Consider the following 22,068-nt stretch of genomic DNA (forward strand, 5'->3'; position numbering starts at 1 on the left):
CGCCGGGAGCGGCTCGGGATGGCCGGGCGCGGAGGCGCTGGACGGCCTGGACCCGGACGCGGCCGTGGCGGCGGTCACGGCCAGGCTCGCCGAGCGGACGGCCGCCGTGCTGGGCTTCGAGCGGGACCGGCTCCGGGAGGACACGGCACTGACCGAGGCGGGGCTCGATTCGCTGGCGGCGACCCGGGTGCGCGGCGCGGTCGAGCTCGACTTCGGGGTGACGGTCCCGGCGGCCCTGCTGCTGAACGGGGCGACGCTCGGTGACGTCGCCGCGGCCGTGGCCGCGGAGCTCGGCGTGCGCGTCGGGGCGGTGCGGGCCGATCCCGCACGGCACGCCGAGGACGCGGAGGACGAGGGGGACGAGGGGGATGAGGGGAACGAAGGGGACGCGAGGGCCGCGCGGGACGCGGAGGAGGCCGCGCGGGACGTCGTCCGGCCGCTCAACCCGGCGGCCCGAGCCTGCCTGGCGGGGGAGAGCGGGACGGGGACGCCGCTGTTCCTGGCGCACGCGGCGGGCGGCACCACGGAGGTCTACGCGCGGCTGGTGGAGCTGCTGGGCGCCGATCGGGTGGTGTTCGGGCTGGAGCGGCTGGACGGGCGGGGGGGTGGCGGAGCGGGCGGAGCGCTACGTGGAGGAGATCAGGAAGGTGCGGCCGGAGGGGCCGTACCTGCTGGGCGGCTGGTCGTTCGGCGGGGTCCTGGCCTTCGAGATCGCGCGGCGGCTCGGCCCGCGGGACGTGGAGCTGGTGGCGATGATCGACTCCGGCCTGCCGGACGAGACCTCCCCTCGGGAGCGGACCCGGATCACCGCCCGCCGGTACGCCGACTTCGCCGCCTACCTGCACGAGACGTACGGTGTGGCCGTCGAACTCGGCTACGAGGAGCTGGCGGTCCTGGACGAGGACGGGCAGCTCGCGCTCACCGAGGCGCGCGTCGCCGCCTCCGGGGTGGCCGACCTGCTGGGCGAGGCGATCCTGCGCCACCAGGTCACCTCGCACGCCGACACCCGGGCGCTGGAGGCCTACCGGCCGGGCGTCTACACCGGCCGCGTGATCCTCTACCGCTCCACCGAGCCGACCCCCTGGGCGGTCCACGACGTCCGGTACGTCCACGACGGCGACCCCGCCCGGGGCTTCGGCCCCTACAGCCCGGCCCTGGAGGTCGTCACCGTCCCGGGCTCGCACCACCTCGACCTGCTCGACCCGCCCCACGTCGACGTCATCGCCGCTCACCTCGCCAACCACGCTGGAGGCCAGCCATGACCCTCGCCCAGGCCGTCGTCGACGGCGCCGGCCCCGAAGAGCTCGCCCGCCTGGAGGTCCCCTCCTCCTTCCGGGCGGCCCACACCCGCAAGGACCAGGTCGGCGTGTTCGGCCGGGTCCCGCACGGCACCGACGGCGTGGACAAGGACATCACGAAGTCCGTCCACGTCGGCGAGGTGCCGATGCCCGAGCTCGCCCCCGACGAGGTGCTGGTCGCCGTCATGGCGAGCGCGATCAACTTCAACACCGTGTGGACGGCCATGTTCGAGCCGATCCCCACCTTCGCCTTCCTGGAGCGGTTCGGCCGCACCGACCCCCGGCACGACCAGGACTTCCACGTGCTCGGCTCGGACGCCTCCGGGGTCGTCGTCCGGATGGGCGCGGCCGTACGGCACTGGCGGATCGGCGACCGGGTCGTCGTCTCGCCCGCCTACGTCGACGCGCAGGACCCGATCACCCACGCCGACTCGATGCTCGGCGAGGACCTGCGGGCCTGGGGGTTCGAGACCAACTACGGCGGGCTGGCCGAGTTCGCCGTGGTCAAGGCCACCCAGCTGCTGCCCAAGCCCCGGCACCTGAGCTGGGAGGAGGCCGCCTGCAACATGCTGTGCGCCTCCACCGCCTACCGGATGCTGGTCAGCCCGCGCGGCGCCCGCATGAAGCAGGGCGACGTGGTGCTCGTCTGGGGCGCCGCCGGCGGGCTCGGCGCGTACGGCGTGCAGCTGGTGCGCAACGGCGGCGGCATCCCGGTCGGCGTGGTCGGCTCGGAGGAGAAGGCCGACCTGCTGCGCAGGCTGGGCTGCGAGCACATCGTGGACCGCTCGCAGTTCGAGCACCTCGACGACGAGAAGGCCTGGCGGGCCTTCGGCGCGGAGATCCGCCGCCAGGCGGGCGAGGACCCGCACATCGTCTTCGAGCACACCGGCCGGGACACCTTCGGCGCGTCCGTCTACGTGGCCCGGCGCGGCGGCTCCGTCGTCACCTGCGGCTCCTCCAGCGGGTACGCGCACTCCTACGACAACCGGCACCTGTGGATGAAGCTGAAGAGCATCATCGGCTCGCACGGCGCGAACTACCAGGAGTGCCACGAGGTCAACCGGCTGCTCTCGCTGGGCATGCTGCAGCCGACGCTGTCTGCGGTCTACCCGCTGGCGCGGACCGGCGAGGCGGCCCGCGCCGTGCAGCTCAACCGGCACGTCGGCAAGGTCGGCGTGCTGGGACTGGCCCCCGCCGAGGACCTCGGGATCGAGGACCACGCGCTCCGGGAGCGCATCGGCGAGGGCCGGATCAGGACCTTCCGGAGCTGACGGGCCGGTGCGGAGCCGGACGCGCCGACCGGGTCGGCGGGATCGGCGGGCGGGCCGGGCGCGCAGGTCAGGCCGGGCGGGAGCCGACCGCCTGCCGGGCGCGCAGGACGATCTCCAGCTCGAAGCGGACGTCGGGGTCGGAGAGCTGGTCGCCGTAGAGCTCCTCCAGCTGCCGCAGCCGGTAGCGCACGGTCTGCGGGTGCACGTGGAGCCGGGCGGCGACCTCGCCGGCGCCCCGGCCGTGCCGCAGCCACGCCAGCAGCGTCTCGGCCAGCCGGTCCTGCTGGCTGGGGCGCAGGTGGGCCAGGGGCGCGAGCCGTACCTCGGCGAGGGCGTCGACCAGCTCCTCGTCCCGGAACACGACGAGGGTGGCCATGTGGTCGGAGCAGCGGAGCAGGCCGCGCTTGCCGGAGAGCACGCCGCGCCTGCCCAGCTCCAGCGTCTCCCGGGCCCAGCGGAGCGAGGTGGCGGCGGCGGACAGCGGTACGGCGGGGCCGATCGCGGCCTTCCAGCCGCGCAGCCCGGTCTCCAGGGTCTGCGCCCGGCCGGGTCCGCCGGGGTCCGGGACGATCAGGCACGGGTCGGGCCGGTCGAGCCCGGCCAGCACGTCCGGGGGGGAGCGAGGGCGGGCGGTAGCCGCCGCACTGCTCGTCCAGGGCGACCCCGGCGACCGTCCTGGGCAGCCGCCAGCCGGCGGCCTTGGCCAGGTCCGCGATGGCGTCGGGGGAGGCCGGGGGCCGGCTGAGCAGCAGGTTCAGCAGGCGGTGGCGGCGGCGCTCCATCTCCCCGGCCGCGCGCGCCCGGGCCTCGCCGAAGCCCTCGGCGGCGGCGTCGGCGAGCTGGTCGAGGTAGACGAAGATGGCCTCGCCCAGGTCGTACAGCTGCTGCGGGGTGAGCCCGAGGTCCTCGGCCTGCTCGGTCAGGCGCCGCCAGGCCACCCGGGCGCCCAGGCGCATCGCGGTCTGCAGCGGGTCGAGGTTGCGGCCCTCGTTGGCCTCGCCGCGCCCGATCGTGCGGAACACGTCGGCCTCCAGCGGCCTGCTGGGGTTCTCGATCCGGTCCACGAACTGGCGCAGCGCCTCGTCCACGGCCAGCCGTACGATCTTGACGTAGGTCTCGTCGGCAGGCCGGGAGTATTCGGGGATGCGCAGGACGATCTCGTCGATCACCTGCTCGGCGATCCGGGACAGGCCCGGCCGGAGCAGCCTGGCCACCGCGGACGGGGTGGAGCCCCAGAGCCTCTGGTCGGACACCGCGTCGTCCGGCCCGCCGCGGCCGCCCAGTCCCCGGACCGCGATCCTCGTGTGTTCCTTCGTCGCCACAGACCCTCCCGTCGGAGTGCGCCTCATGTTCTGACGTGATAACACTTGGCAGTAAGCAAACGCTTGTTAGCGTCGCAGGCGCAACACCTGGCGCATCCGGCGGGAGGGATTGAGACCTATCCGAGATAGGCGGCGAACTCGTCCAGGGAGATGAGCCCGTCGCCGTCCTCGTCCATCCTGGAGATCGCCGCGGCGGCGGCCTCGGGGGTGAGGGGCTGGCCGAGCACCTCCATCAGACGCGCCAGTTCGGTGGCCGAGATCAGGCCGTCGCCGTCGACGTCGACCATGTTGAACGTCAGCGCGTAGTCGTTGGCCATGGGTGGATCCGCCTTCCGGATGCGGAGGAATCAGACGGCATGCACATTAGCGGCACGGGCCCGGAATCCCGGAGGGTCTCCCGGGACCCGGGCCCGTGCGGACGTCAAGCCGACCGCCCCGGGACCCGGGCCCGTGTGGACCTCAGACGACCACCGGGACCCGGGCCCGTGCGGATCTCAGACGACCGCCCCGGAGCCCTCCCGGGGACGGGCGGGCCGCTTCAGCTTGGGCTGCGGCGGCGGGGCCGGGTTGCGCTTCTCGAACCGGATCGCCAGCGGCACCGCGACGAACGCCGACGACAGGGTGCCGACGATGACGCCGATCAGCAGCGCCACCGCGAAGTCGGTGAGCGAGGAGCCGCCGAGCACCGCCAGCGCGGCCAGGATGAAGATCGCGCCCAGACCGGTGTTCACCGTACGCGGCACGGTCTGCAGGATCGCGGTGTTGGCCACCGCGGCGAACGACTCCTTGCGCCGCTCCCCCCACAGCTCGCGGACCCGGTCGAAGACCACGACCTTGTCGTTGACCGAGTAGCCGATCACGGTCAGCATGGCCGCCAGGAACACCCCGTCGATCGGCTTGTTCAGCCACGCGAACGCGCCGACCACGACCGACGCGTCGACGGCCAGGGTCAGCACGGCCGCCAGGCCGAAGGTCCAGCGGAACCGGAAGGCCAGGTAGGCCAGCTGCGCGGCGAGCGCCACGGCCAGTGCGATCAGCGCGTTGCGGCGCAGCTCCGCGCCCATGCTCGGGCCGATGAGCTCGTCGCGGACCTTGTTCACCTGTCCGGCCCCGCGCTCCAGCGACGCCTCGATCCGGTTCACCTCGGCGTTGCCGATCTGACCGGTCCGCACGGAGATGTCCTTGCCGGAGGTCTGCACCACGGCGCTGGGGAACCCGGCGTCGGCGACCAGTTCGCGCGCGGTGTCGGCGGTGATCGTCTGAGTGGTGGAGTACTCGACGATCCGGCCGCCGGTGAACTCCACGCCGTAGTTCAGCCCGCGCACCGCGAGCCCGGCCAGCGCCGCGACCGCCACCACGGCGGCGACCACCAGGTAGGCCACGTGGCGGCGCATCAGGTCGGGGCCGTGCTCGTTCAGCCACGTGCGGAGCCGCCCGATCCCGGCGATGCCGGTGATCGCCGGCCGGGAGGCGACGGCCCGGCGGTTGACCGCCCACTGGGCGATGACCCGGGTGATGACCATCGCGGTGACCATGGAGGCGATCACACCGATGGAGAGCGTCACCCCGAAGCCGCGCACCGGCCCGGAGGCCAGGAAGAACAGCAGCCCGGCGGCGAGCAGCGTGGTGATGTTGGAGTCGGCCACCGCGCTCCAGGCGTTGCGGAAGCCCTTCTCCAGCGCCTGCCGGAGCCTCGTCCCGCCGCCGGCCGCCGCGGCCTCCCGCCGCTCTCCCGCCTGCTTGGCGGCCGCGGACCCGGTCCCGGGCCGCGACCGGGCGGCGTACTCCTCCCTGGCCCGTTCGAAGACCAGCACGTTGGCGTCCACCGCCATGCCGATCGCGAGCACGAAGCCCGCCAGGCCGGGCAGCGTGAGGGTCGCGCCGAGCGCCACCAGCGCCGCGTAGGAGATCAATCCGTAGCAGGCCAGCGCGAAGGCGGCGACGAGCCCCACCAGCCGGTAGGTGATGACGATGAACAGCGCGGTGAGCGCGACGCCGATGACGGCGGCCTGCGCGCTGGCGGCGATCGCGGCGGCGCCGAGGGTCGGGCCGACGGTCCGCTGCTCGACGGTCACGACCGGGACCGGGAGCGAACCGCCCTCGATCAGCACGGCCAGCTCCTTGGCCTCCTCGGTGGTGAAGGAGCCGGTGATCTGGGTGGAGTTGCCCGGCAGGCCCACGTTGCAGGCCACGTCCTCGTTCACCTGGGGCGAGACGAGCACCTTGCCGTCGAGCACGATGGCGACCCGCCGCTTGGGGTCGCCGGAGGGGTTGCAGGCCGCCTCGCCGGTCAGCTTCGGCCAGGCCTGGGCGCCCTTGCCGCGGAAGTCGATGGTGACGAACCAGCCGCCGCCCGACTGCGGGTCGATGCCGGCCTCGGCGGCGCCGACGTCGTCACCGCTGAGCCGGGCCGGGCCGATGAGGATCTTCCCGCCGTCCTCGTCGGCGATGAGCTGCTCGCCCGCACCGGGCTTGGTGTTCGCGTCGGCCACGCCGATGACGGGGTGGATGGTCAGCTGGGCGGTCTTGCCGATGACGTCGGCGGCCTTGCTCGGGTCCAGCACGCCGGGCAGCTCGACGATGATGCGCTGCTCACCGGACCGGGCGAGCGTCGGCTCCGACACGCCCAGCGCGTCGACGCGGCGGCGGAGCACCTCCAGGGTGCGGTCGGTGGTCTCGGAGTCGGCCTTGACGGTCGGGGAGTCCCTGGTCTCCAGGACGATCTGGGTCCCGCCGCGCAGGTCGAGGCCGAGGGTCGGGCGCATGGTCAGGGCTACGTAGAGCGATGCGGCGATCACGGCGAACGCCGCTATCGCGCGTATCAGTGGAGCACGCGACATGGAAGCCTCCACAGGCTCGGAAAAGGGAAGGGAGCGGTCCCGCGTACGACCGGACGCCCCGGCGCGGACCCGCGGAACCCCGCCGGGTACGGCGGAGCACCCGGAAGACGGATCCGGAGACCGGGTCCGGAGGGTTCCGGACGCCGGGCCCGGCGGAGAACCCGGAAGACGGGTCCGGAGAGAGCTCCGGAAGACGGGTCCGGGGGGACGTCGGTCGACGGGTACGGCGGAGCACCCCGGAACGCGGGAACGCGGGGTGCCTCAGCCGCCTGTGGAGGGAGGCGCGCGGCCGGACCTGACGAGCAGGGCCGCGAGCGGGCGGGCGTCGTCGCCGCGGACCGGACGCGCGGCCCGGCAGGGAGAGGACGGCGGACCCAGGAGGACCGCGGCGGGGCCGCGGCCGGATGGCCGCCGCCCGCGCCGGTCCCGGTGAACGCCTGGGCGGACGCGAGATGGCGCTCGCCCAGCGGGGCCTGACGGGAGAAGGGATGGTGGTCGCCGGGGGCCTTGACGACGGTCGACCGGTGCTGCGCGCCGTACGACAGGGCGGCGGGCGCGTTCAGCCCGCCGGAGACGAACAGCGGGAGCAGGAGGGCGAGCAGCCAGCCGAAGGGCGCACCGCACCTTCGCTGCCGCATGACGCCCTCCGGCGGATCGGGACCACCTCGTGTGATCCCACCCACCATAACCGGTCACCGCCGCGCCGGCCGGGACGCTCCGGCCCGACGGGTCGCGGTGGGTCGCGATGCCACCGCAGCCTCATAAAAGCCCCACGGGAGGGTAGTGCGCCCGCATGCGACTGACCTACACCGGAGACCTGTGGTGGAAGAACGCCGTGGTCTACTGCCTGGACGTCGAGACCTACAAGGACGGCAACGGCGACGGCATCGGCGACTTCCGGGGCCTGACCCAGCAGATCGACCACCTCGACCGCCTCGGGGTGACCTGCATCTGGCTGATGCCGTTCTTCCCCACGCCCGGCCGCGACGACGGCTACGACATCACCGACTTCTACTCCGTGGACCCCCGGCTGGGCACCCTGGGCGACTTCGTGGAGTTCATGCGGACCGCCAGGGACCGGGGCATCCGGGTCATCGCCGACCTGGTCGTCAACCACACCTCCGACGAGCACCCGTGGTTCAAGGAGTCGCGGTCCAGCCGGGACTCGGCCAAGCGCGACTGGTACGTCTGGCGGGACGAGCCGGAGCCCTTCGACCCGAAGGCCGTCGTCTTCCCGGACGAGGAGGACAGCCTCTGGGAGCTCGACGAGGGGACCGGGCAGTACTACTACCACAGCTTCTACCGGTTCCAGCCGGACCTGAACACCGCCAACCCCGAGGTCCGCGACGAGATCGCGCGCATCCTCGGCTTCTGGATGGAGCTCGGGCTGTCCGGCTTCCGGGTCGACGCGGTGCCGTTCCTGATCGAGGGCATCGACGGCGGCCCGCACGAGTTCCTCGCCGACCTGCGCGCCTTCATGAACCGGCGGGACGGCACCTCGATCCTGCTGGGCGAGGTCAACCTGCCCTACCCGGAGCTGATGGAGTACTTCGGCGACGGCAACGGCGACGAGGTCACCATGTGCTTCGACTTCGTCGCCATGCAGCGCTTCCACCTGTCGATGGCCCGCGAGAACCCGAAGGCGCTGGCCGAGGCGCTGCGCGAGCGGCCCCAGGCGCCCGACGACTCCCAGTGGGCGATGTTCATGCGCAACCACGACGAGCTGACCCTGGACAAGCTCACCGAGGCCGAGAAGCACGAGGTCTTCGACGCCTTCGGGCCCGACAAGGACATGCAGCTCTTCGACCGGGGACTGCGCCGTCGCGTGCCGCCGATGCTCGGCGGCGACCTGAGCCGCCTCAAGCTGGCCTACAGCGTGCTGTTCTCTCTGCCGGGCACCCCGGTGCTCTTCTACGGCGAGGAGATCGGGCTGGGCGAGAACCTCCGGGCCAAGGGGCGCATGGCCGTACGGGTGCCCATGCAGTGGGCGCCGAGCGGCGGTTTCTCGCGGGGCGAGGTGCGCACCCCGGTGCCGCCGGTGACCGGCGAGTTCGGCCCGCGCCACGTCAACGTCGAGGCCCAGCGCCGCGACCCCGACTCCCTGCTGCGCTGGGTGACGATGCTGATCGAGCGCTACCGGGAGTGCCCGGAGCTGGCCTGGGGCGACTACGACGTGCTGGACGCCGGGGACGAGGCCGTGCTGGCCCACCGGGCCGACGCCGAGGGCGGCACCGTGGTCGCGGTGCACAACTTCGCCGACCGCGAGGCGCGGGTGGAACTGGTCCTGGAGGGCCTCGGTGACCCGTGCGTCCTGGTCGACCTGCTGGTGGACGGGACGCTGGAAGTCGGGCCCGGCGGGCGGGTGGGCTTCACCATGGGCCCGTACGGCTGCCGCTGGTTCCGGGTGGCCGAGCCCGAGGAGCTCCCGGAGGACGCCTCGGCCAAGGGCCACTGACGGCCCGCCACCGCTCCCGCCCGGTCGCAGCGCTCCGACCGACCGCCTCGGAGACGCCGCCACCGGGCGCCGACCCGTCGAGCCGTCCTCGATCAGGCGGCGCTGTCCAGAGATTTCTCGCTGACCGGCAGGCGCAGGGTCCGGTCACCGAAATCGACCACCAGGTCGAGGCGTGCGCCGAGTGCCTCGACGTAGCGGGCGATGACCTCGATGGAGGTGACCTCGCCGTGTTCGATCTGGGAGACGCGGGCGACACTCACCTCCATGGCCGCCGCAACGTCCTTCTGCCCTAGACCGAGCTGCTTGCGTGCCTCGGCCAGCTGATGGCCTCTCGCCTCGGCGAGCAGTCGTCGCGCCCCCGCCTCGATCTCCGCAGGAGAAACGCCGGCCGCGTGTAGCTGCCGCTCCAGGTCTTCCCAGTCCCCCGGGGTCCTCTTCGGCACGTTCACTCCTCGCTGTCGCTGATGTAGTCGATGTAGAGCTGGATCGCCAGGGGGATGTTCTCCTTGTACCACCGATCCCAGTCTCCCGCCTTGTCCCCGCCCAGCAACAGCAGAGCAGCCCGGGTGGGATCGAACGCGAAGATGATTCTGATCTCTGTCCGGCCTCGTGATCCTGGACGCAACTCCTTCAAATGATGCAGAGCGCTTCCCTTGAGCCGGTCCACGAGCGGCCTTCCCAGCGTCGGCCCTTCCTCTCGCAGGGCGGCAACGGCCTGTGCGACCTGGATCGCGGAATCGAGATCTTCTTTGATCAACATGCTGAACCAGTCGGCGTACTCATCCGTGACCTTCACCATCCAGGCCAAGAGGTCCCCCTAATTCAAGGCTAGCCTTAATTTGTTGGTCAAGCTACTCCTGTAAGGAGTGCGACGCACGGTGATTCCGCAGGTTCTGTGGGTGACCGTCCAGCCGTCCTACTCCCGTCTGGAGATCGGCGTCATCCTGTACGGCGTGCTGGAGGAGTGCGCCGCATCCACCGGAACCGACGACACCGGGGTGATCGGCGCCGTGCTGCGGGCCTACCGGGCCGCCGCGCTCGCCCGCCCCAACCTCTACCGGCTGACCACTTCGGGGACGCTGCCCCGTGAGCGCCTGGCGCCCGGCCTGGAGGAGTGGTCGGGCACCCCGCTCTTCCTCGCCGCCGGCGAGCCGTACCTCGCACAGGCCCTGTGGTCCTTCGCGCACGGCATGGTGATCCTGGAGCTCGACGGCCGCTATCCGGAGGGATCCGACCTGGAGCGCACCTGGGCGGAGGGCGCCCGCGCCTTCGCCGCCCGCCGGATCCCCCGTTGACGTCGCCGACACGGCTGGAAAACGCGTGCCTTTCCAGCCGTGTCGGCCGTCTCGACAGGCCGGCTCGCCGGTTGCGGTGTCCCTCGGGAGCCTGGGATTCTCTCAAGCCCGTATGCTACGGGCCGATATTGTCATCGACCCGGTTCCCCCCAGAGAAGGAAGTTCACCGTGTACAAGGAGTTCGCGATCGAGGCCGTGGTGTGGCTGATCCCCGTGGCCGTGCTCCTCGGCCTGGCCTGGATGATCACGGCGACGGCCTGATCTGGACGGTGCCGCGATCCCGGCGCCGCGATAAGGGGACGACGGGTCCTTGCCGAGACCTCATGGACCTCACGGATCTCTGGACCTCATGATCTCCGCGACGCGGCCGCGTCCCGCCCTCCGGCGGGGCGCGGCCGTTCCGTATCCGGCGGAGCCGGCGTCGGTCACGGGTCCGGCCGACCCCTCCCGCCGCCGGGTGCGGAAGCGATGATCACGCCGCCGCCTCCGTCGCCTCGGGGCGGCCGAGGACCCGCCAGAGCCACACCTGCGTTCCCACCAGCAACGGCGTGAGGACCGCGGCGGCCGGGGTGAGCAGAGCGAGCGTCGCCGGATCGGCGAGGTGCTCCACCAGCGGCAGGCGGGACCCGGCCGCCAGACCGGCCGAGACGATCCCGGCCGAGGTCAGGACGTAGGCGGTGCGCTCGCCCAGCGCGCCGAACGGCCGCCGAGCCCGCTGCCGCGGCCTCCCCGCCTCCCCGTCCGGCGCCTCCCGGGCCTCTTCACGCGGTGTCCCCCCGCGCAGCCGGAGCGCGGCCAGCGCCAGTCCCTGGGCGCAGAACAGCCCGGCGGCGGCGACCACCGCGGCCAGGACCGCCGGCGCGGCTCCCGAGCTCCCCATGAGGACGAAGCCCCAGCTCAGCGCCACCGCCCAGCTCCCGGCGACCACGGCAGCCTCGCACCCGGCCCGCCACGCGGCCCGGTCCACCCGTCCCCGCAGCAGGATCCCCGCGTCCCGCGCCACCCAGCCGAGCAGCAGTACGGTGAATGCCGCGTAGTTCTCCGTGAGGAACTCGCCCTCCAGGACGGGGAAGGCCCCGGCGAAGAAACCGACCGCGACGACCAGCCAGACCTCGTCGGCCAGGAAGAACGGCGTGATCGCACCCAGCACCCGGCCGCGCTCGCCGGGGGAGCGCCCGAGGTACGGCAGGAGCATGCCGATGCCGAAGTCCGCCCCCGAGAGCATGAGGTATCCGGCGGTGAAGAAGGCGAGGAGTGCGATTTCCATCGTGAGGGTCCTTGTCGGGAAGGCGGTCGGCCCGGTTCGGGGAGGCCGGGATCGGCATGCTCACAACAGGGCGGCCGGGATCGGGGCGCCGGGGCCGGGAGGGAGGTCCGCAGTCGTGTCCGGGACGTCGGGGGGGGCCGGCCGGGTCGGGTCCCCGGCGGGCGGCGCGGACGAGCATCCAGACGTTGACCGCGGTCAAGGCCGCGAACAGCGCGGTGAAGGCGATCAGCGAGAACCGGAGCAGGCCGGGCGGCAGGTCGCTCAGCGCCTCCTCGGTGGTCAGCAGGCCGTACACCGCCCACGGCTGGCGGCCGGCCTCGCGGAAGACCCACCCGGCGAGCACGGCCGCGAACGGCAGCGGGACCGACGCGACCAGCAGCACGTGCCAGGCGCGCAGCCCGAGGACCGCGCGGGGGAACAGGGCCAGCACCACGCTGACCAGCGAGACGAGCGCCATCACCGCGAACAGGCCCAGCATCGCGATCCCCGCGCCCCGCACCAGGCCCAGCGGAGGCAGATGGTCGCCGGGTCCGTAGGCCGCCACCGCCTCCGCCCGGAGCCGGGCGACCTCGGCCGCCGTGCCGTCGAAGGCGGCCCCCTTCAGCGGCTGCACGGTCCCGAAGCTCAGCTCACCGAAGGCGAGGACGGCCGCCAGGCCGGGCAGGCCGGTGAACACGCCGATCCGCAGCGAGCGGCGGAAGAACTCCCGCTCGGCGGTCCGGCGGCGCAGGTGGTGGGCGCTCACCCCGGCCAGGAAGAAGGCGGCGGTGACCAGCGAGGCGGCCAGGACGTGCCCGAAGGCGGTGAGCGCCGCCGGGTTGGCCAGCACCGCCGCCGCGTCGGTGAGCCGGAGCGTCCCGCCGGAGAGCTCGGCGCCGACCGGGTTCTGCATGAAGCCGTTGGCCACCAGCACCCAGTAGGCCGAGGCGTAGGCGGTGAGCGTCACCACCCAGAACACCGCCAGGTGCGCCCACCGGTTCAGCCGCCCCCAGCCGAAGACCCACAGTCCCAGGAAGGTGGACTCGACGAAGAACGCGACCAGTGTCTCCATCGCCAGCGACGCCCCGAAGACGTTGCCCGCGAAGTGCGAGAGCCCGTTCCACGCCATCCCGAGCTGGAACTCCATCACCAGCCCGGTGACGATGCCCATCACGTAGTTGACCACGTAGAGCCGGCCCCAGAACCGCGTCATCCGCTCGTGCACGGCGGAACGGGTCAGCGTGGCCCGCGTCTGCATGATCGCGATGAGCGTGGCCAGGCCGAGGGTGAGGGCGACGAACAGGAAGTGCGTCCCCGCGGTGAGGGCGAACTGCAGCCGGGCCAGGTCGAGCGTGTCCATGGCCCCAGCGTCCCGGTGCGGCCCCGCCCGCGCGTCCCCCCGGGGATGACGCCCGCCGTACCCCGGAGGTTGCGGTTCGCCGCCGGTCGCCTACGTCAGTGCTCGGCCAGGACGATCACCGAGTCGCCGGGGCCGAGGCGGACCAGGCGGGACTTGTCGGGGTTGAGGACCACGCCGAAGTGCGGGGCCTCGCCGATCCGGTCGGCCAGGCGGTAGCCGATCGCGGTCTCGCCCCGGCGGACGGCCGACTCGATCACCGTGGCGAAGCTGACCGGCGCGCCGGAGCGGACGTACCGCTCGGCGGGGCGGGGGTAGATCTCCGAGCCGCGCGAGTCGAAGAGGTAGCCGAACACGTCGGCCAGGTGCCGGTTCTCGGTGAGCTGGGCCAGGAGCAGGCCGATCACCGTGTCGCTGATCACGATGTCGTCGGCCCGGGTGACCTCGGCCAGGGCCCGGTTGTTCTCGTCGTGCATCTCGCTGACGATCGAGTAGCGCTCGCCGAGCGAGGTCTGCATGTCGCGCAGCTGGAGCAGGGTCATCAGCGTCCGGGTGTCGGCGTGCCCGGCGTCGTAGCGGTCGTCGGACAGCACGATGACGTGCTGGTAGACGCCCAGCCCCAGCGACTCCAGCGCGTAGCGGTCGGTGGTCTCGCAGTCCTTGACGTTCACCGTGAGGTTGACCAGGCCGTCGACGCCGGCCGCCGCGTCGGGGTGGTCGGAGGCGACGTCCAGGATCGAGCCGGGGGCGGCGTAGCCGTCCAGGCAGCGGACGATCTGGCGGCCCCGGCCGTTCCAGTTGAGCACCAGGGTCCGCTCGGGTCCGGGCACGGGGTGCGCGGTCATCACGATCGCGTCCTCCTGGGCCTTCGGCATGCCGTCCGCCAGGCGGATCATCGAGTCGTCCTGGGCGATCACGATGATCTCGTCCTCGGCCTCGACCACCGTGTCCGCCGGCGGGTTCAGCATGGTCCGGCCGCCGCGGCGCAGCCCGATGACCGTGGCCGCCTGGTAGGCGTGGAGCGCCCTGCCGTACGGCGTGCCCGCCAGATCGGGGTCCGAGCGCAGGTAGATCTCGCCGCCGGCGAAGTCCAGCAGGTCCATGCAGACCACCGACGTGCCCGACTGGCGGGAGGACTGCACGATGAGCCGGGAGGCGGTGTCGTCGGAGTCGACGAGGTGCACGTCGGGGCCGCCGGCGAGCCGGGCCGCGGCCATGTTGGCGGTGTCGGCGATCGCGGCCACCACCGGCGGGTGGTCGCCGGCGCGCTTGTCCAGGGCGAGCAGCGTCTTGATGACGTGCGCGTCGGGGTCGTCGCCCTGCGGGGAGAGCACGACGACCGAGCGGGCGGAGTCGAGGTTCATCAGGTCGAGGTCGGCCGGTTCGACGGGACGCCCGGTCCGGCAGACCACCTTGGTCGTGCCGGTATCGCCCACGTGCGTGCGGAGCGCGTCCTCCATGTCGACCTTGTCGAGGTCGGCGAGGATCGCGATGACGGAGCCGCGCTGGCTCGCGTGCGCCTGGACCAGCTCCCTGACGATCGTGAAGACCTGGTCGGACCAGCCGAGGACGACCGTGTGCCCGCGCTCGATGATCCGCGACCGGCCCTTGCGGAGCTGTTCGAACCGCTCCTTGAGCCCGTTGGCGAGCACGCCGACCAGGGCGCTGACGATGAAGAGCCCGCCCAGCGACGCGACGAACATCAGCGCCACGAACGGTGCGCTCCCGGTGTCGCTGGCCACCTTGCCGGGGCTGAGCGTGCGCATCAGCGTCGCCCAGAGCACGCCCGCCACGCCGTGGTGCTGCTCGGCCTCGACCGGCGTCAGCCAGAGCACGAGCCCGGTGACCACGGCGATCAGCGCCGCGGAGATCGCCGCGAGCCACCCGATCAGCGCCACCGTGCCCCGCGACATGGTGTTGTCGAACCAGTAGCGGACCCGCTCCCGGCGCGTCGGCCTGGACACCGGCATACCTCCCCGTTCGGTGAATCCCGATCAACGATCGCACAAAAAGTACATGTCGCTCAGGTGTTCGCACATCCGGGTCCGCCGGTACGGCATGCGGGCAGGTGGAGGCCTCGACCTCCCCGCCGGGGAGCCGGTGCCCCCCCCCGCCGGGGAGCCGGTGTCCCCCCGCCGGGGACGTCGGCGTTCCCGCAGGGGGAGACGGCGCGGGGCCGGGAGCGCACCGCGTGCGCCCCCGGCCCCGGGAGGGTCGTGCACCGGCCGGACGGCCGGTCGTGCGGTGGTCAGACGCGGAAGCGTCCCACCAGCGCGTTGAGGTGCTCGGAGTTCTGCGCCAGCTCCTCCGACGCCCGCCGCACCTCGCCGATGCTGTTCACCGTCGCGTGCGCGGTGGCGGCGATCTCCTGGACGCTCTGCGCGATGGCGGTCGCGCCGGTGGCGGCCTCGGAGATGTTGTTCGCCATGCTGTCGGTGGTGCTGCTCTGCTCCTCCACCGCACCGGCGATGCTGCCCTGGTGGTCGTTGACCTCGCCGATCACCTCCGCGGTCGTGGAGATCGACGCCACCGCCGCGGCCACGTCCGCCTGGATGGCGGTGATGCGCGCGGTGATGTCCCCGGTGGCCTTGGCGGTCTCCTGGGCCAGGTCCTTGACCTCGGAGGCGACCACGGCGAAGCCCTTGCCGGCGTCCCCGGCGCGGGCCGCCTCGATGGTGGCGTTGAGGGCCAGCAGGTTGGTCTGCTCGGCGATCGAGTTGATCAGCGCCACCACGCTGCTGACGGCCTCGGACGACTCGCCCAGCCGGGTGATGGCGGTGCTGGCCTCGGCGGCCCGGGTCACCGCGGCGTGGCCGGCGGTGCTGGCCTCGGCGGCGCTGCGGGAGATCTCCCGGATCGAGGCGCCCATCTCCTCGCTGGCGGTGGCCACGGTCTGCACGTTGCCGGAGACCTGCTCGGCCGTGGCCGCGGCGCTGGTGGCCTGGGCCGAGGCGTTCTCGGTCAGCTTGCCGATCTCGCCGCTGATCGCCGACAGCTCCTGGGCGGCGGCCGAGGAGGAGGCGGCCGACTCGTTGATCTGGCGGACCAGGCCGGCGATGTTCTCGACGAACCGGTTGAACAGCCGGCCCAGGGTGCCGATCTCGTCGCGGCGGGACTCGTCCACCCGCTGGGTCAGGTCGCCGTCTCCCTCGGCGATGTCACGCAGGCGCCGGGCCAGTTCGTTGACCGGCCGGGTGATGCTGCGCGTCAGGGTCCAGGCCAGGCTGAGCAGCACGACCGCGGCCAGCAGGTTGCCGAACAGCACCACGCCCTTGGTCATCGACGCGGTGGCCTCGGCCTCTTCGGCCCGCACGGTCAGCAGGCTCGCCTCGGCGTCGCGCATCTCGTCCAGGGTGGCGCGGATCTCGTCCATGGTCGCCTTGCCCTTGTTGGACAGCACGACGGCGCTGGCGGCCTCGAAGCCCTTGTCGCGGCGCAGGTCGATGGTCTGCTGCATCTCGGCGAACTTGGCGTCGATCAGCGGGCGCAGGGTCTCGATGTTCTTCTGCTGGGCGGCGTTGTCGGAGGTGAGCTCCGCGGTCTCGTCCAGCAGGTCGCCGACCTTGCCCTTGGCCTCGGTGTAGGGGCCGAGGTAGGACTCCTCGGCGGTGATCAGGTAGCCGCGCTGGCCGGTCTCGGCGTCCTTCAGCGTCGACAGCACTCCGTCGAGCTGGCCGATGACCGTGTGGGTGTGGGCCACCCATTTCTCGTTCTCGACCAGGTCGACCGTGTTGCTGTAGGACACCGCGCCGATGACGCCCATCATGACCAGGGCGGCCACGAACCCGGCGGTCAGCCGGCGGCCGATGGTCCAGTTCCAGCGGGCACCGGCGGCCGTCTTCCCCATCCGGTCAGGCATGTCGTTCATGGCGTGTTCTCTGTTCCTAAGCGCTGAGGTCTCCGTCGATCCATCCATCGGCCGCGGCACGGGATTTCCAAGCTTTCCGCCCGGCGAAGTGTTTCTTTGCCCGGGTGGCGAGTGGAGCCTCCGACGGCCGTCAGATGATCTCGCCGTTCGCGCGCACGACCTGCCGTTGATCCAGTGCCCGGCCGGGCTCGCCAGGAAGCAGACGACCCCGCCGAAGGACTCCTCCGCCGCGTCGAACATCTTCGCGACGGCGCCCTCGTCGGCCACGTCCGCCTGGAACGGAGCGGGCCCGCCTCTCGGAGGGCCCGCCTGCCGCCTGCCTCCTGCCGCCGGTCGGGCGGTCTGCCGGTCAGGCCGTCTGCCGGGCGGCGGCGCGGCCCGCGGTACGGCCGGACAGCAGGCAGCCGCCGAGGAACGTCCCCTCCAGGGCGTTGTAGCCGTGCACCCCTCCGCCGCCGAACCCGGCGACCTCTCCGGCGGCGTACAGGCCGGGGATCGGCTGCCCGTCCCGGTCCAGGGCGCGGGAGTCGAGGTCGGTCTGGATCCCGCCGAGGGTCTTGCGGGTGAGGATGTGCAGTTTCACGCCGATCAGCGGCCCGGCCGCCGGGTCGAGGATGCGGTGCGGGGCGACGGCGCGGCCGAGGCGGTCGCCGACGTAGCGGCGGGCGTTGTGGATGCCCTGGACCTGGACGTCCTTGCCGTAGGGGTTGGCGACCTGCAGGTCGCGGGCCTCGATCTGGGCGCGGACGACCGCGGCGTCGAGCAGCGGCTCGTCGGTGAGCCGGTTCATCCGCTCCACCAGCTCCTCCAGGGTGCCGGCCACCACGAAGTCGGCGCCGTTGCGCTTGAACGCCTCGACGGGGGCGGGCGCGCCCTTGCCGAGGAGGCGGGAGCGCAGGAACGCCTTGCGGTCCTTGGCGGTGATGTCGGGGTTCTGCTCCGAGCCCGAGAGCGCGAACTCCTTCGTGATGATCCGCTGGTTGAGGATGAACCAGGAGTGGTCGTATCCGGCGATGTCCGGGGTGGTGCGCAGGTGCTTCAGCGTGCCCAGCGTGTCGTAGCCGGGCAGGCACGGCTCGGGCAGCCGCCGGCCGAGGGCGTCGAACCAGAGCGACGACGGGCCCGGCAGGATGCGGATGCCGTGGCCGGGCCAGATCGGGTCCCAGTTGTGCAGGCCCTCGGTGTAGTGCCACATGCGGTCGCGGTTGACCAGCCGTACCCCGGCGCTCTCGGCGATGTCGAGCATCCGCCCGTCGACGTAGGCCGGGACGCCGGTGACCATGTGCGCCGGGGGCCGGCCGAGCCGCTCGGGCCAGTGGCGCCGCACGCGGTCGTGGTCGGCGCCGATCCCGCCGGTCGTGACGATCACCGCCTGGGCGCTCAGCTCGAACTCGCCGGCCGCGTCGCGGTTGGAGGCGACCCCGCGGGGGGAGTCGTCGTCGGCCAGCACCGTCCCGCGCACCCCGGTGACCGCGCCGTCGGTCATGACCAGCTCGTCGACCCGGTGCCGGTGGTGGAAGCGGAGCAGCCCGGCCGCGGCGGCCCGGTGCGCGGACAGGACGAACGGCTCGACCACGCCGGTCCCCGTGCCCCAGGCGACGTGGAAGCGGGGCACGGAGTTGCCGTGCCCGCCGGCGCGCAGAGCGCCCCGCTCGGCCCACCCGACGGTCGGCAGGAACGTGATGCCGTGCCCGGCCAGCCAGGACCGCTTCTCCCCGGCGGCGAACTCCACGTAGGCGCGCGCCCACTTGACCGCCCAGGCGTCCTCGTCGTCCAGGCGGTCGAACCCGGCGCTGCCCGTCCAGTCGCTCCACGCCAGCTCGAAGGAGTCCTTGACCCTCAGGCGGCGCTGCTCGGGCGTGCCGACCAGGAACAGTCCGCCGAAGGACCAGAACGCCTGCCCGCCGAGGTTGGCGGCGTTCTCCTGGTCGACCAGAATGACCTTCCTGCCCGCGGAGGTCAGCTCGTGGACGGCCACCAGTCCGGCCAGGCCTGCGCCGACGACGATGACGTCTGCGTCCATGGGGGTGCTCCTCACTGCCGGGTGTCGCCGGACATTCCGGGACATCGGGTACCGATGGGCGCCTACCGTATTCGCCTTCCGGGAGCCCGGACCAGTGCCCCGGACGCGGTCGCCCGGCCGTCCCCGCCGACCGCGGCCATCGCGAGGTTTTCGTCCGCTATTAATGTGAATTATCTGCCGATATGGATTTCTTCCCATTTAGGGCCGGGGTGAATGAAGGGATGCGGGTTTTTTGCACGGATGTCCTTGCCTTTCCAGGGCTCCCGATTGATCATGAAAAGGATTTCCGCACTGGTAACGGGAATCTCCGGCGTCATATTCGGGGGATATCGATGATGAGACTCGTCAAGAAGAAAGCCGCTCTGGCGGCGCTGGCCGCCGCAGCCGCCACCGTCGCCGTGGTGCCCGCCCAGGCGGCCTCGGCGGTGACGAACCCCTACAAGCCCGAGGCGGTGTGCGGTTCGGGCTTCACGAAGGTCCCCGGAGGCGTCCGCCCGATGCGCGCGGGCTTCCCCGGAGGGGTCGTCGGTCACCTCTACCTGCTGCAGAACACCGAGACCCGGCAGCACTGCGTGGTCGTCATGAAGGCGACGTCCCTCGGCACCGCCACGACGACCCAGGTGAGCCTGGAGGTCGACTCGGAGAACGGCAACGGGCGCGGCTACAACCAGGCGATGCAGGGCAAGTACAAGTACTACGCCGGGCCCGTCAGGCTGAAGACGGAAGGCCGGTGCGTCCGCTACTCCGGCATGATCTACAGCGTGGACGGGACCATGCCGGCCTACGCCGAGGGCACCCACGGCTGCGAGGGCCGTCAGAACTGGGGGTTCCCGGGGTCTCCGATGGGCCAGGGCGGATCGGGCGGCCCGTTCGCCCCGATGGACGGCGGCGTCCCCGCGATGCCGGGCCTCGTCCCGCCCGCCCTCGGCGTGTAACCGGAGCCCGTCGGCCCTCGGCGTGTAACCGGGCCCATCGGCTTCCGGTGCGCGGCCGGGCCTCGTCCGCCCGATCCCGGCAGGCGGAGGCCACGCTCGATCGTTTCAGGGGGCGCGCACGCTTCCGGCCCCGCCGTACCGTGCGCATCCCCTGAACCGATTCACCTGTCGTACGGCGCCGCGGTCTCCGGGGCGGAGGCCGCGTCCCGCCTGCTCGGGCCGGTGTCCGCGAGCGGCGGTTCGCCGGCTGTCAGGCGGAGCGCACGCCGGAGACGCCATAGGCCGATCAGGCTCATGGTGAGGCCGAGCGCTCCGGAGGCGATGATCAGGTCACGGCTTCCCGCCATCAGGCCAGGGGTCCCGACGATGTATCCGAGAGCGACGCAGGAGTTGGTGAGGACCGAATAGTACGCCCACGCGCGGCCGTGGAAGTCCTCGGGGACACGACGGTGGATCGCGGTGCGTACGCCCACGTTGTGAACGCCGTTTCCGAAGCCGCCCAGTACGAACACGAGGCCGATGATCCAGGCGACGGGCACCAGGCCCTCGACGAGCAGGGCGCCCGAGATGAGCAGCGCGCCGCCCACCACCAGGCCCGTGTCCTCGCCGGCGAGGCGGTGCCATCCGCCGATCAGTGAGCCGGGGACGGAGCCCATGGCCCAGGCGGCGAGGAGCAGTCCGTAGACGGCGTCGTTCTCCGCGACGTCGCGGAGATAGAAGACTCCGGCGACGCCCTCGATCGAGGTCGCGAACACGGCACCCGCGAAAACCGGGAGCATCGGCCCGATCATGGGTGACGTCCGGAGCACGCGGAGACCCGCACGGGCTCCCGCGAAGGATCGCGTGTCCAGCTCCATCCGCTCGCCGGCGTCGCCGGGGACGACGATCACCACCACTGCGGCGATGACCGCGAAAGTGGCCGCGTTGAACGCCAGCAACCACCCGCTCCCGGTGACGACATAGGCTGCGCCCCCCACTCCCGGCCCGACCAGGAAGGCCAGCGACATCGCGGCCGACACACCGCTGTTCGCCCGTTCCAGCTCCGCGCCTCCGGCGACTCTCGGGAGCAGTTTGAAAGCCGCGGAGGAGGATGCGACGGCGAACACGTTGGCGACGGCTATCAGGCCGACACGCAGATGGAACACCGGCACCAGCGCGGCCGTCGTGAAGGCCGCGGCCTGAAGGACGACAGCCGTCAGCCATACGTGCTTGGCGTTGGCCCGATCGACGATGAGGCCGAGGAGGGGAGCCAGCGCCAACGGGGGGAGTAGTTCGGCGAAGAAGGCCTCCGTCACCCACCACGGCTCACCGTGAGCGGCCGCGTCGAGGATGAGGGAGAGGGAGGCCACGCTGTCGCCGGCGACGGAGACGAAGGTTCCGCCGATGAGCGCAAGGAGCGGCGGCGGCAGCCGGGTCCGGCCCCTCGGCGGCTGCCCGGCTTCCGGGACGCGACGGCGGGTCATGGGGTGAGCGGCTCGACCAGCCGGAACCGCTCGGCGACCACGAGGGTGTCATCGGTGATGGTGGGAGAGGTGCCGCCCATCAACCGGCGCCATTCGTCCCCGCTCCAGAACCGCTCATGGGCCGCGCGCCATTCCTCGACCGTCGCCGTGCCCTCTCCCTCGTCGCGGGCGAAGTCCTCGTCGACGTCGCGGATCGGTATCACGCGCACCTCGGTCGTCTCGATGACGGCGACCGGTCGTTCCTCGGAGTCGACGACCACGCTGCGGTCGCCGACGCGGGGCAGTTCCTCGTTCAGGTGCTCGAAGGCGGCGTACAGATCGGTGGTGGCCCTCTTCTCACCGGACAGGATCGCGGCCACCAGCCGGTCACGGAGCGGGCCGGGGAAGGCGAACTCGGCCACGGGAAGATCGTCTCGGGTCACCTTGTGATGGTACGGCCGTTCCGCACCATCACCCGGGTGTGGGTGAGCGGTCGTCCGGATCAGGACCACGCACCGTCGCCGTTGGCCTCAGCGCCCTCCGGGCCGTCTGGTCACCAACGTGAGTGAAGCGAACCCGCGCCGCGCAAGGTGGGCGGTCCTTGGCGCGCTTGACATGGTTTGTATTACCAACCATTATGAAGTCGTTGGTATTACAAACCAATTGCCCGGCCGGAGGCGACTTCGCGGCGATGGTGATCGTCCGCGGTTCTGCCG

The 22,068-nt window shown here is 72.2% G+C and carries 17 protein-coding genes and 3 pseudogenes; 7 read left to right on the top strand and 13 right to left on the bottom strand.

Going from position 1 to position 22,068, the window contains the following annotated elements; translation table 11 throughout:
- Positions 1-106: 106 nt before the first annotated feature.
- From ACWJ6R_RS06585 to ccrA, 3 genes and pseudogenes are all read left to right on the top strand, one after another.
- Positions 107-220, top strand: a pseudogene (locus ACWJ6R_RS06585) (phosphopantetheine-binding protein); the annotation flags it as partial.
- A 385-nt stretch (positions 221-605) separates the two neighbouring features.
- On the top strand, positions 606-1,262 hold the full coding sequence (locus ACWJ6R_RS06590) for a thioesterase domain-containing protein (RefSeq protein WP_449061355.1): 657 nt from the start codon (positions 606-608) through the stop codon (positions 1,260-1,262).
- Positions 1,259-2,569, top strand: coding sequence for a crotonyl-CoA carboxylase/reductase (gene ccrA, locus ACWJ6R_RS06595; RefSeq protein WP_449061356.1), 1,311 nt, complete (start codon positions 1,259-1,261; stop codon positions 2,567-2,569). The genes ACWJ6R_RS06590 and ccrA overlap by 4 nt, the downstream gene beginning before the upstream one ends.
- Positions 2,570-2,636: 67 nt before the next feature.
- Here the strand turns inward: ccrA and ACWJ6R_RS06600 are convergent, their stop codons facing one another.
- Positions 2,637-3,176 carry a PucR family transcriptional regulator gene (locus ACWJ6R_RS06600; RefSeq protein ID WP_449061333.1) on the bottom strand — a complete coding sequence of 180 codons (540 nt, stop codon included), beginning with the start codon at positions 3,174-3,176 and terminating at the stop codon, positions 2,637-2,639.
- A 157-nt stretch (positions 3,177-3,333) separates the two neighbouring features.
- Here ACWJ6R_RS06600 and ACWJ6R_RS06605 point away from each other — a divergent pair, with 157 nt between their 5' ends.
- A complete protein-coding gene (locus tag ACWJ6R_RS06605; protein ID WP_449061334.1) occupies positions 3,334-3,930 on the top strand; it encodes a hypothetical protein in 597 nt (198 codons plus the stop codon).
- 77 nt (positions 3,931-4,007) lie between these two features.
- Here ACWJ6R_RS06605 and ACWJ6R_RS06610 read toward each other — a convergent pair whose 3' ends face one another.
- The gene (locus ACWJ6R_RS06610; RefSeq protein WP_449061335.1) at positions 4,008-4,208 is read right to left on the bottom strand and encodes an EF-hand domain-containing protein; all 201 of its coding nucleotides are present in this window, start codon (positions 4,206-4,208) and stop codon (positions 4,008-4,010) included.
- A 177-nt stretch (positions 4,209-4,385) separates the two neighbouring features.
- Positions 4,386-6,731: a protein translocase subunit SecD gene (gene secD / locus ACWJ6R_RS06615; protein WP_449061336.1), complete on the bottom strand. Its 2,346-nt coding sequence runs from the start codon at positions 6,729-6,731 to the stop codon at positions 4,386-4,388.
- A 793-nt stretch (positions 6,732-7,524) separates the two neighbouring features.
- On the opposite strand from secD, the gene ACWJ6R_RS06620 reads away from it, so the two are divergent.
- Positions 7,525-9,186, top strand: a complete 1,662-nt coding sequence (locus ACWJ6R_RS06620) for an alpha-amylase family protein (RefSeq protein WP_449061337.1) — start codon at positions 7,525-7,527, stop codon at positions 9,184-9,186.
- Between the two features lie 92 nt (positions 9,187-9,278).
- Here the strand turns inward: ACWJ6R_RS06620 and ACWJ6R_RS06625 are convergent, their stop codons facing one another.
- Entirely contained in the window at positions 9,279-9,629 is a 351-nt protein-coding gene (locus ACWJ6R_RS06625) for a helix-turn-helix domain-containing protein (RefSeq protein ID WP_068902176.1), read from the bottom strand.
- 2 nt (positions 9,630-9,631) lie between these two features.
- Positions 9,632-9,985, bottom strand: coding sequence for a type II toxin-antitoxin system RelE/ParE family toxin (locus ACWJ6R_RS06630; RefSeq protein WP_449061338.1), 354 nt, complete (start codon positions 9,983-9,985; stop codon positions 9,632-9,634).
- Positions 9,986-10,064: 79 nt separating this feature from the next.
- Here ACWJ6R_RS06630 and ACWJ6R_RS06635 point away from each other — a divergent pair, with 79 nt between their 5' ends.
- Positions 10,065-10,481, top strand: coding sequence for a TetR-like C-terminal domain-containing protein (locus ACWJ6R_RS06635; RefSeq protein ID WP_449061339.1), 417 nt, complete (start codon positions 10,065-10,067; stop codon positions 10,479-10,481).
- Between the two features lie 472 nt (positions 10,482-10,953).
- Here ACWJ6R_RS06635 and ACWJ6R_RS06640 read toward each other — a convergent pair whose 3' ends face one another.
- The 6 genes and pseudogenes from ACWJ6R_RS06640 to ACWJ6R_RS06665 form a co-directional block, all read right to left on the bottom strand.
- Positions 10,954-11,322, bottom strand: coding sequence for a hypothetical protein (locus tag ACWJ6R_RS06640; protein WP_449061357.1), 369 nt, complete (start codon positions 11,320-11,322; stop codon positions 10,954-10,956).
- Positions 11,323-11,409: 87 nt separating this feature from the next.
- Positions 11,410-11,748, bottom strand: a pseudogene (locus ACWJ6R_RS06645) (cytochrome d ubiquinol oxidase subunit II); the annotation flags it as partial.
- A gap of 160 nt (positions 11,749-11,908) precedes the next feature.
- A pseudogene (locus tag ACWJ6R_RS06650) lies at positions 11,909-13,087 on the bottom strand (cytochrome ubiquinol oxidase subunit I); the annotation flags it as partial.
- Between the two features lie 95 nt (positions 13,088-13,182).
- Positions 13,183-15,048: a CASTOR/POLLUX-related putative ion channel gene (locus ACWJ6R_RS06655; protein ID WP_449061340.1), complete on the bottom strand. Its 1,866-nt coding sequence runs from the start codon at positions 15,046-15,048 to the stop codon at positions 13,183-13,185.
- Positions 15,049-15,332: 284 nt separating this feature from the next.
- Positions 15,333-16,952: a methyl-accepting chemotaxis protein gene (locus tag ACWJ6R_RS06660; RefSeq protein ID WP_449061341.1), complete on the bottom strand. Its 1,620-nt coding sequence runs from the start codon at positions 16,950-16,952 to the stop codon at positions 15,333-15,335.
- A 349-nt stretch (positions 16,953-17,301) separates the two neighbouring features.
- A complete protein-coding gene (locus ACWJ6R_RS06665) occupies positions 17,302-18,975 on the bottom strand; it encodes an FAD-binding dehydrogenase (RefSeq protein ID WP_449061342.1) in 1,674 nt (557 codons plus the stop codon).
- 335 nt (positions 18,976-19,310) lie between these two features.
- Here ACWJ6R_RS06665 and ACWJ6R_RS06670 point away from each other — a divergent pair, with 335 nt between their 5' ends.
- Entirely contained in the window at positions 19,311-19,910 is a 600-nt protein-coding gene (locus ACWJ6R_RS06670; protein ID WP_449061343.1) for a hypothetical protein, read from the top strand.
- 161 nt (positions 19,911-20,071) lie between these two features.
- Here ACWJ6R_RS06670 and ACWJ6R_RS06675 read toward each other — a convergent pair whose 3' ends face one another.
- Positions 20,072-21,373: an MFS transporter gene (locus tag ACWJ6R_RS06675; protein ID WP_449061344.1), complete on the bottom strand. Its 1,302-nt coding sequence runs from the start codon at positions 21,371-21,373 to the stop codon at positions 20,072-20,074.
- Positions 21,370-21,795 (bottom strand): ASCH domain-containing protein, encoded by a 426-nt coding sequence (locus ACWJ6R_RS06680; protein WP_449061345.1) that lies wholly within the window; start codon positions 21,793-21,795, stop codon positions 21,370-21,372. The genes ACWJ6R_RS06675 and ACWJ6R_RS06680 overlap by 4 nt, the downstream gene beginning before the upstream one ends.
- Positions 21,796-22,068 lie beyond the last annotated feature (273 nt).

The organism is Planomonospora algeriensis, from assembly GCF_977012225.1.

Coding starts and splice junctions, on each gene's coding strand:
- ACWJ6R_RS06670 (WP_449061343.1), top strand. CDS start 19,311: ATGAGACTCGTCAAGAAGAAAGCCGCTCTGGCGGCGCTGGCCGCCGCA.
- ACWJ6R_RS06630 (WP_449061338.1), bottom strand. CDS start 9,985: ATGGTGAAGGTCACGGATGAGTACGCCGACTGGTTCAGCATGTTGATC.
- ACWJ6R_RS06675 (WP_449061344.1), bottom strand. CDS start 21,373: ATGACCCGCCGTCGCGTCCCGGAAGCCGGGCAGCCGCCGAGGGGCCGG.
- ACWJ6R_RS06610 (WP_449061335.1), bottom strand. CDS start 4,208: ATGGCCAACGACTACGCGCTGACGTTCAACATGGTCGACGTCGACGGC.
- ACWJ6R_RS06660 (WP_449061341.1), bottom strand. CDS start 16,952: ATGAACGACATGCCTGACCGGATGGGGAAGACGGCCGCCGGTGCCCGC.
- ACWJ6R_RS06665 (WP_449061342.1), bottom strand. CDS start 18,975: ATGGACGCAGACGTCATCGTCGTCGGCGCAGGCCTGGCCGGACTGGTG.
- ccrA (WP_449061356.1), top strand. CDS start 1,259: ATGACCCTCGCCCAGGCCGTCGTCGACGGCGCCGGCCCCGAAGAGCTC.
- secD (WP_449061336.1), bottom strand. CDS start 6,731: ATGTCGCGTGCTCCACTGATACGCGCGATAGCGGCGTTCGCCGTGATC.
- ACWJ6R_RS06620 (WP_449061337.1), top strand. CDS start 7,525: ATGCGACTGACCTACACCGGAGACCTGTGGTGGAAGAACGCCGTGGTC.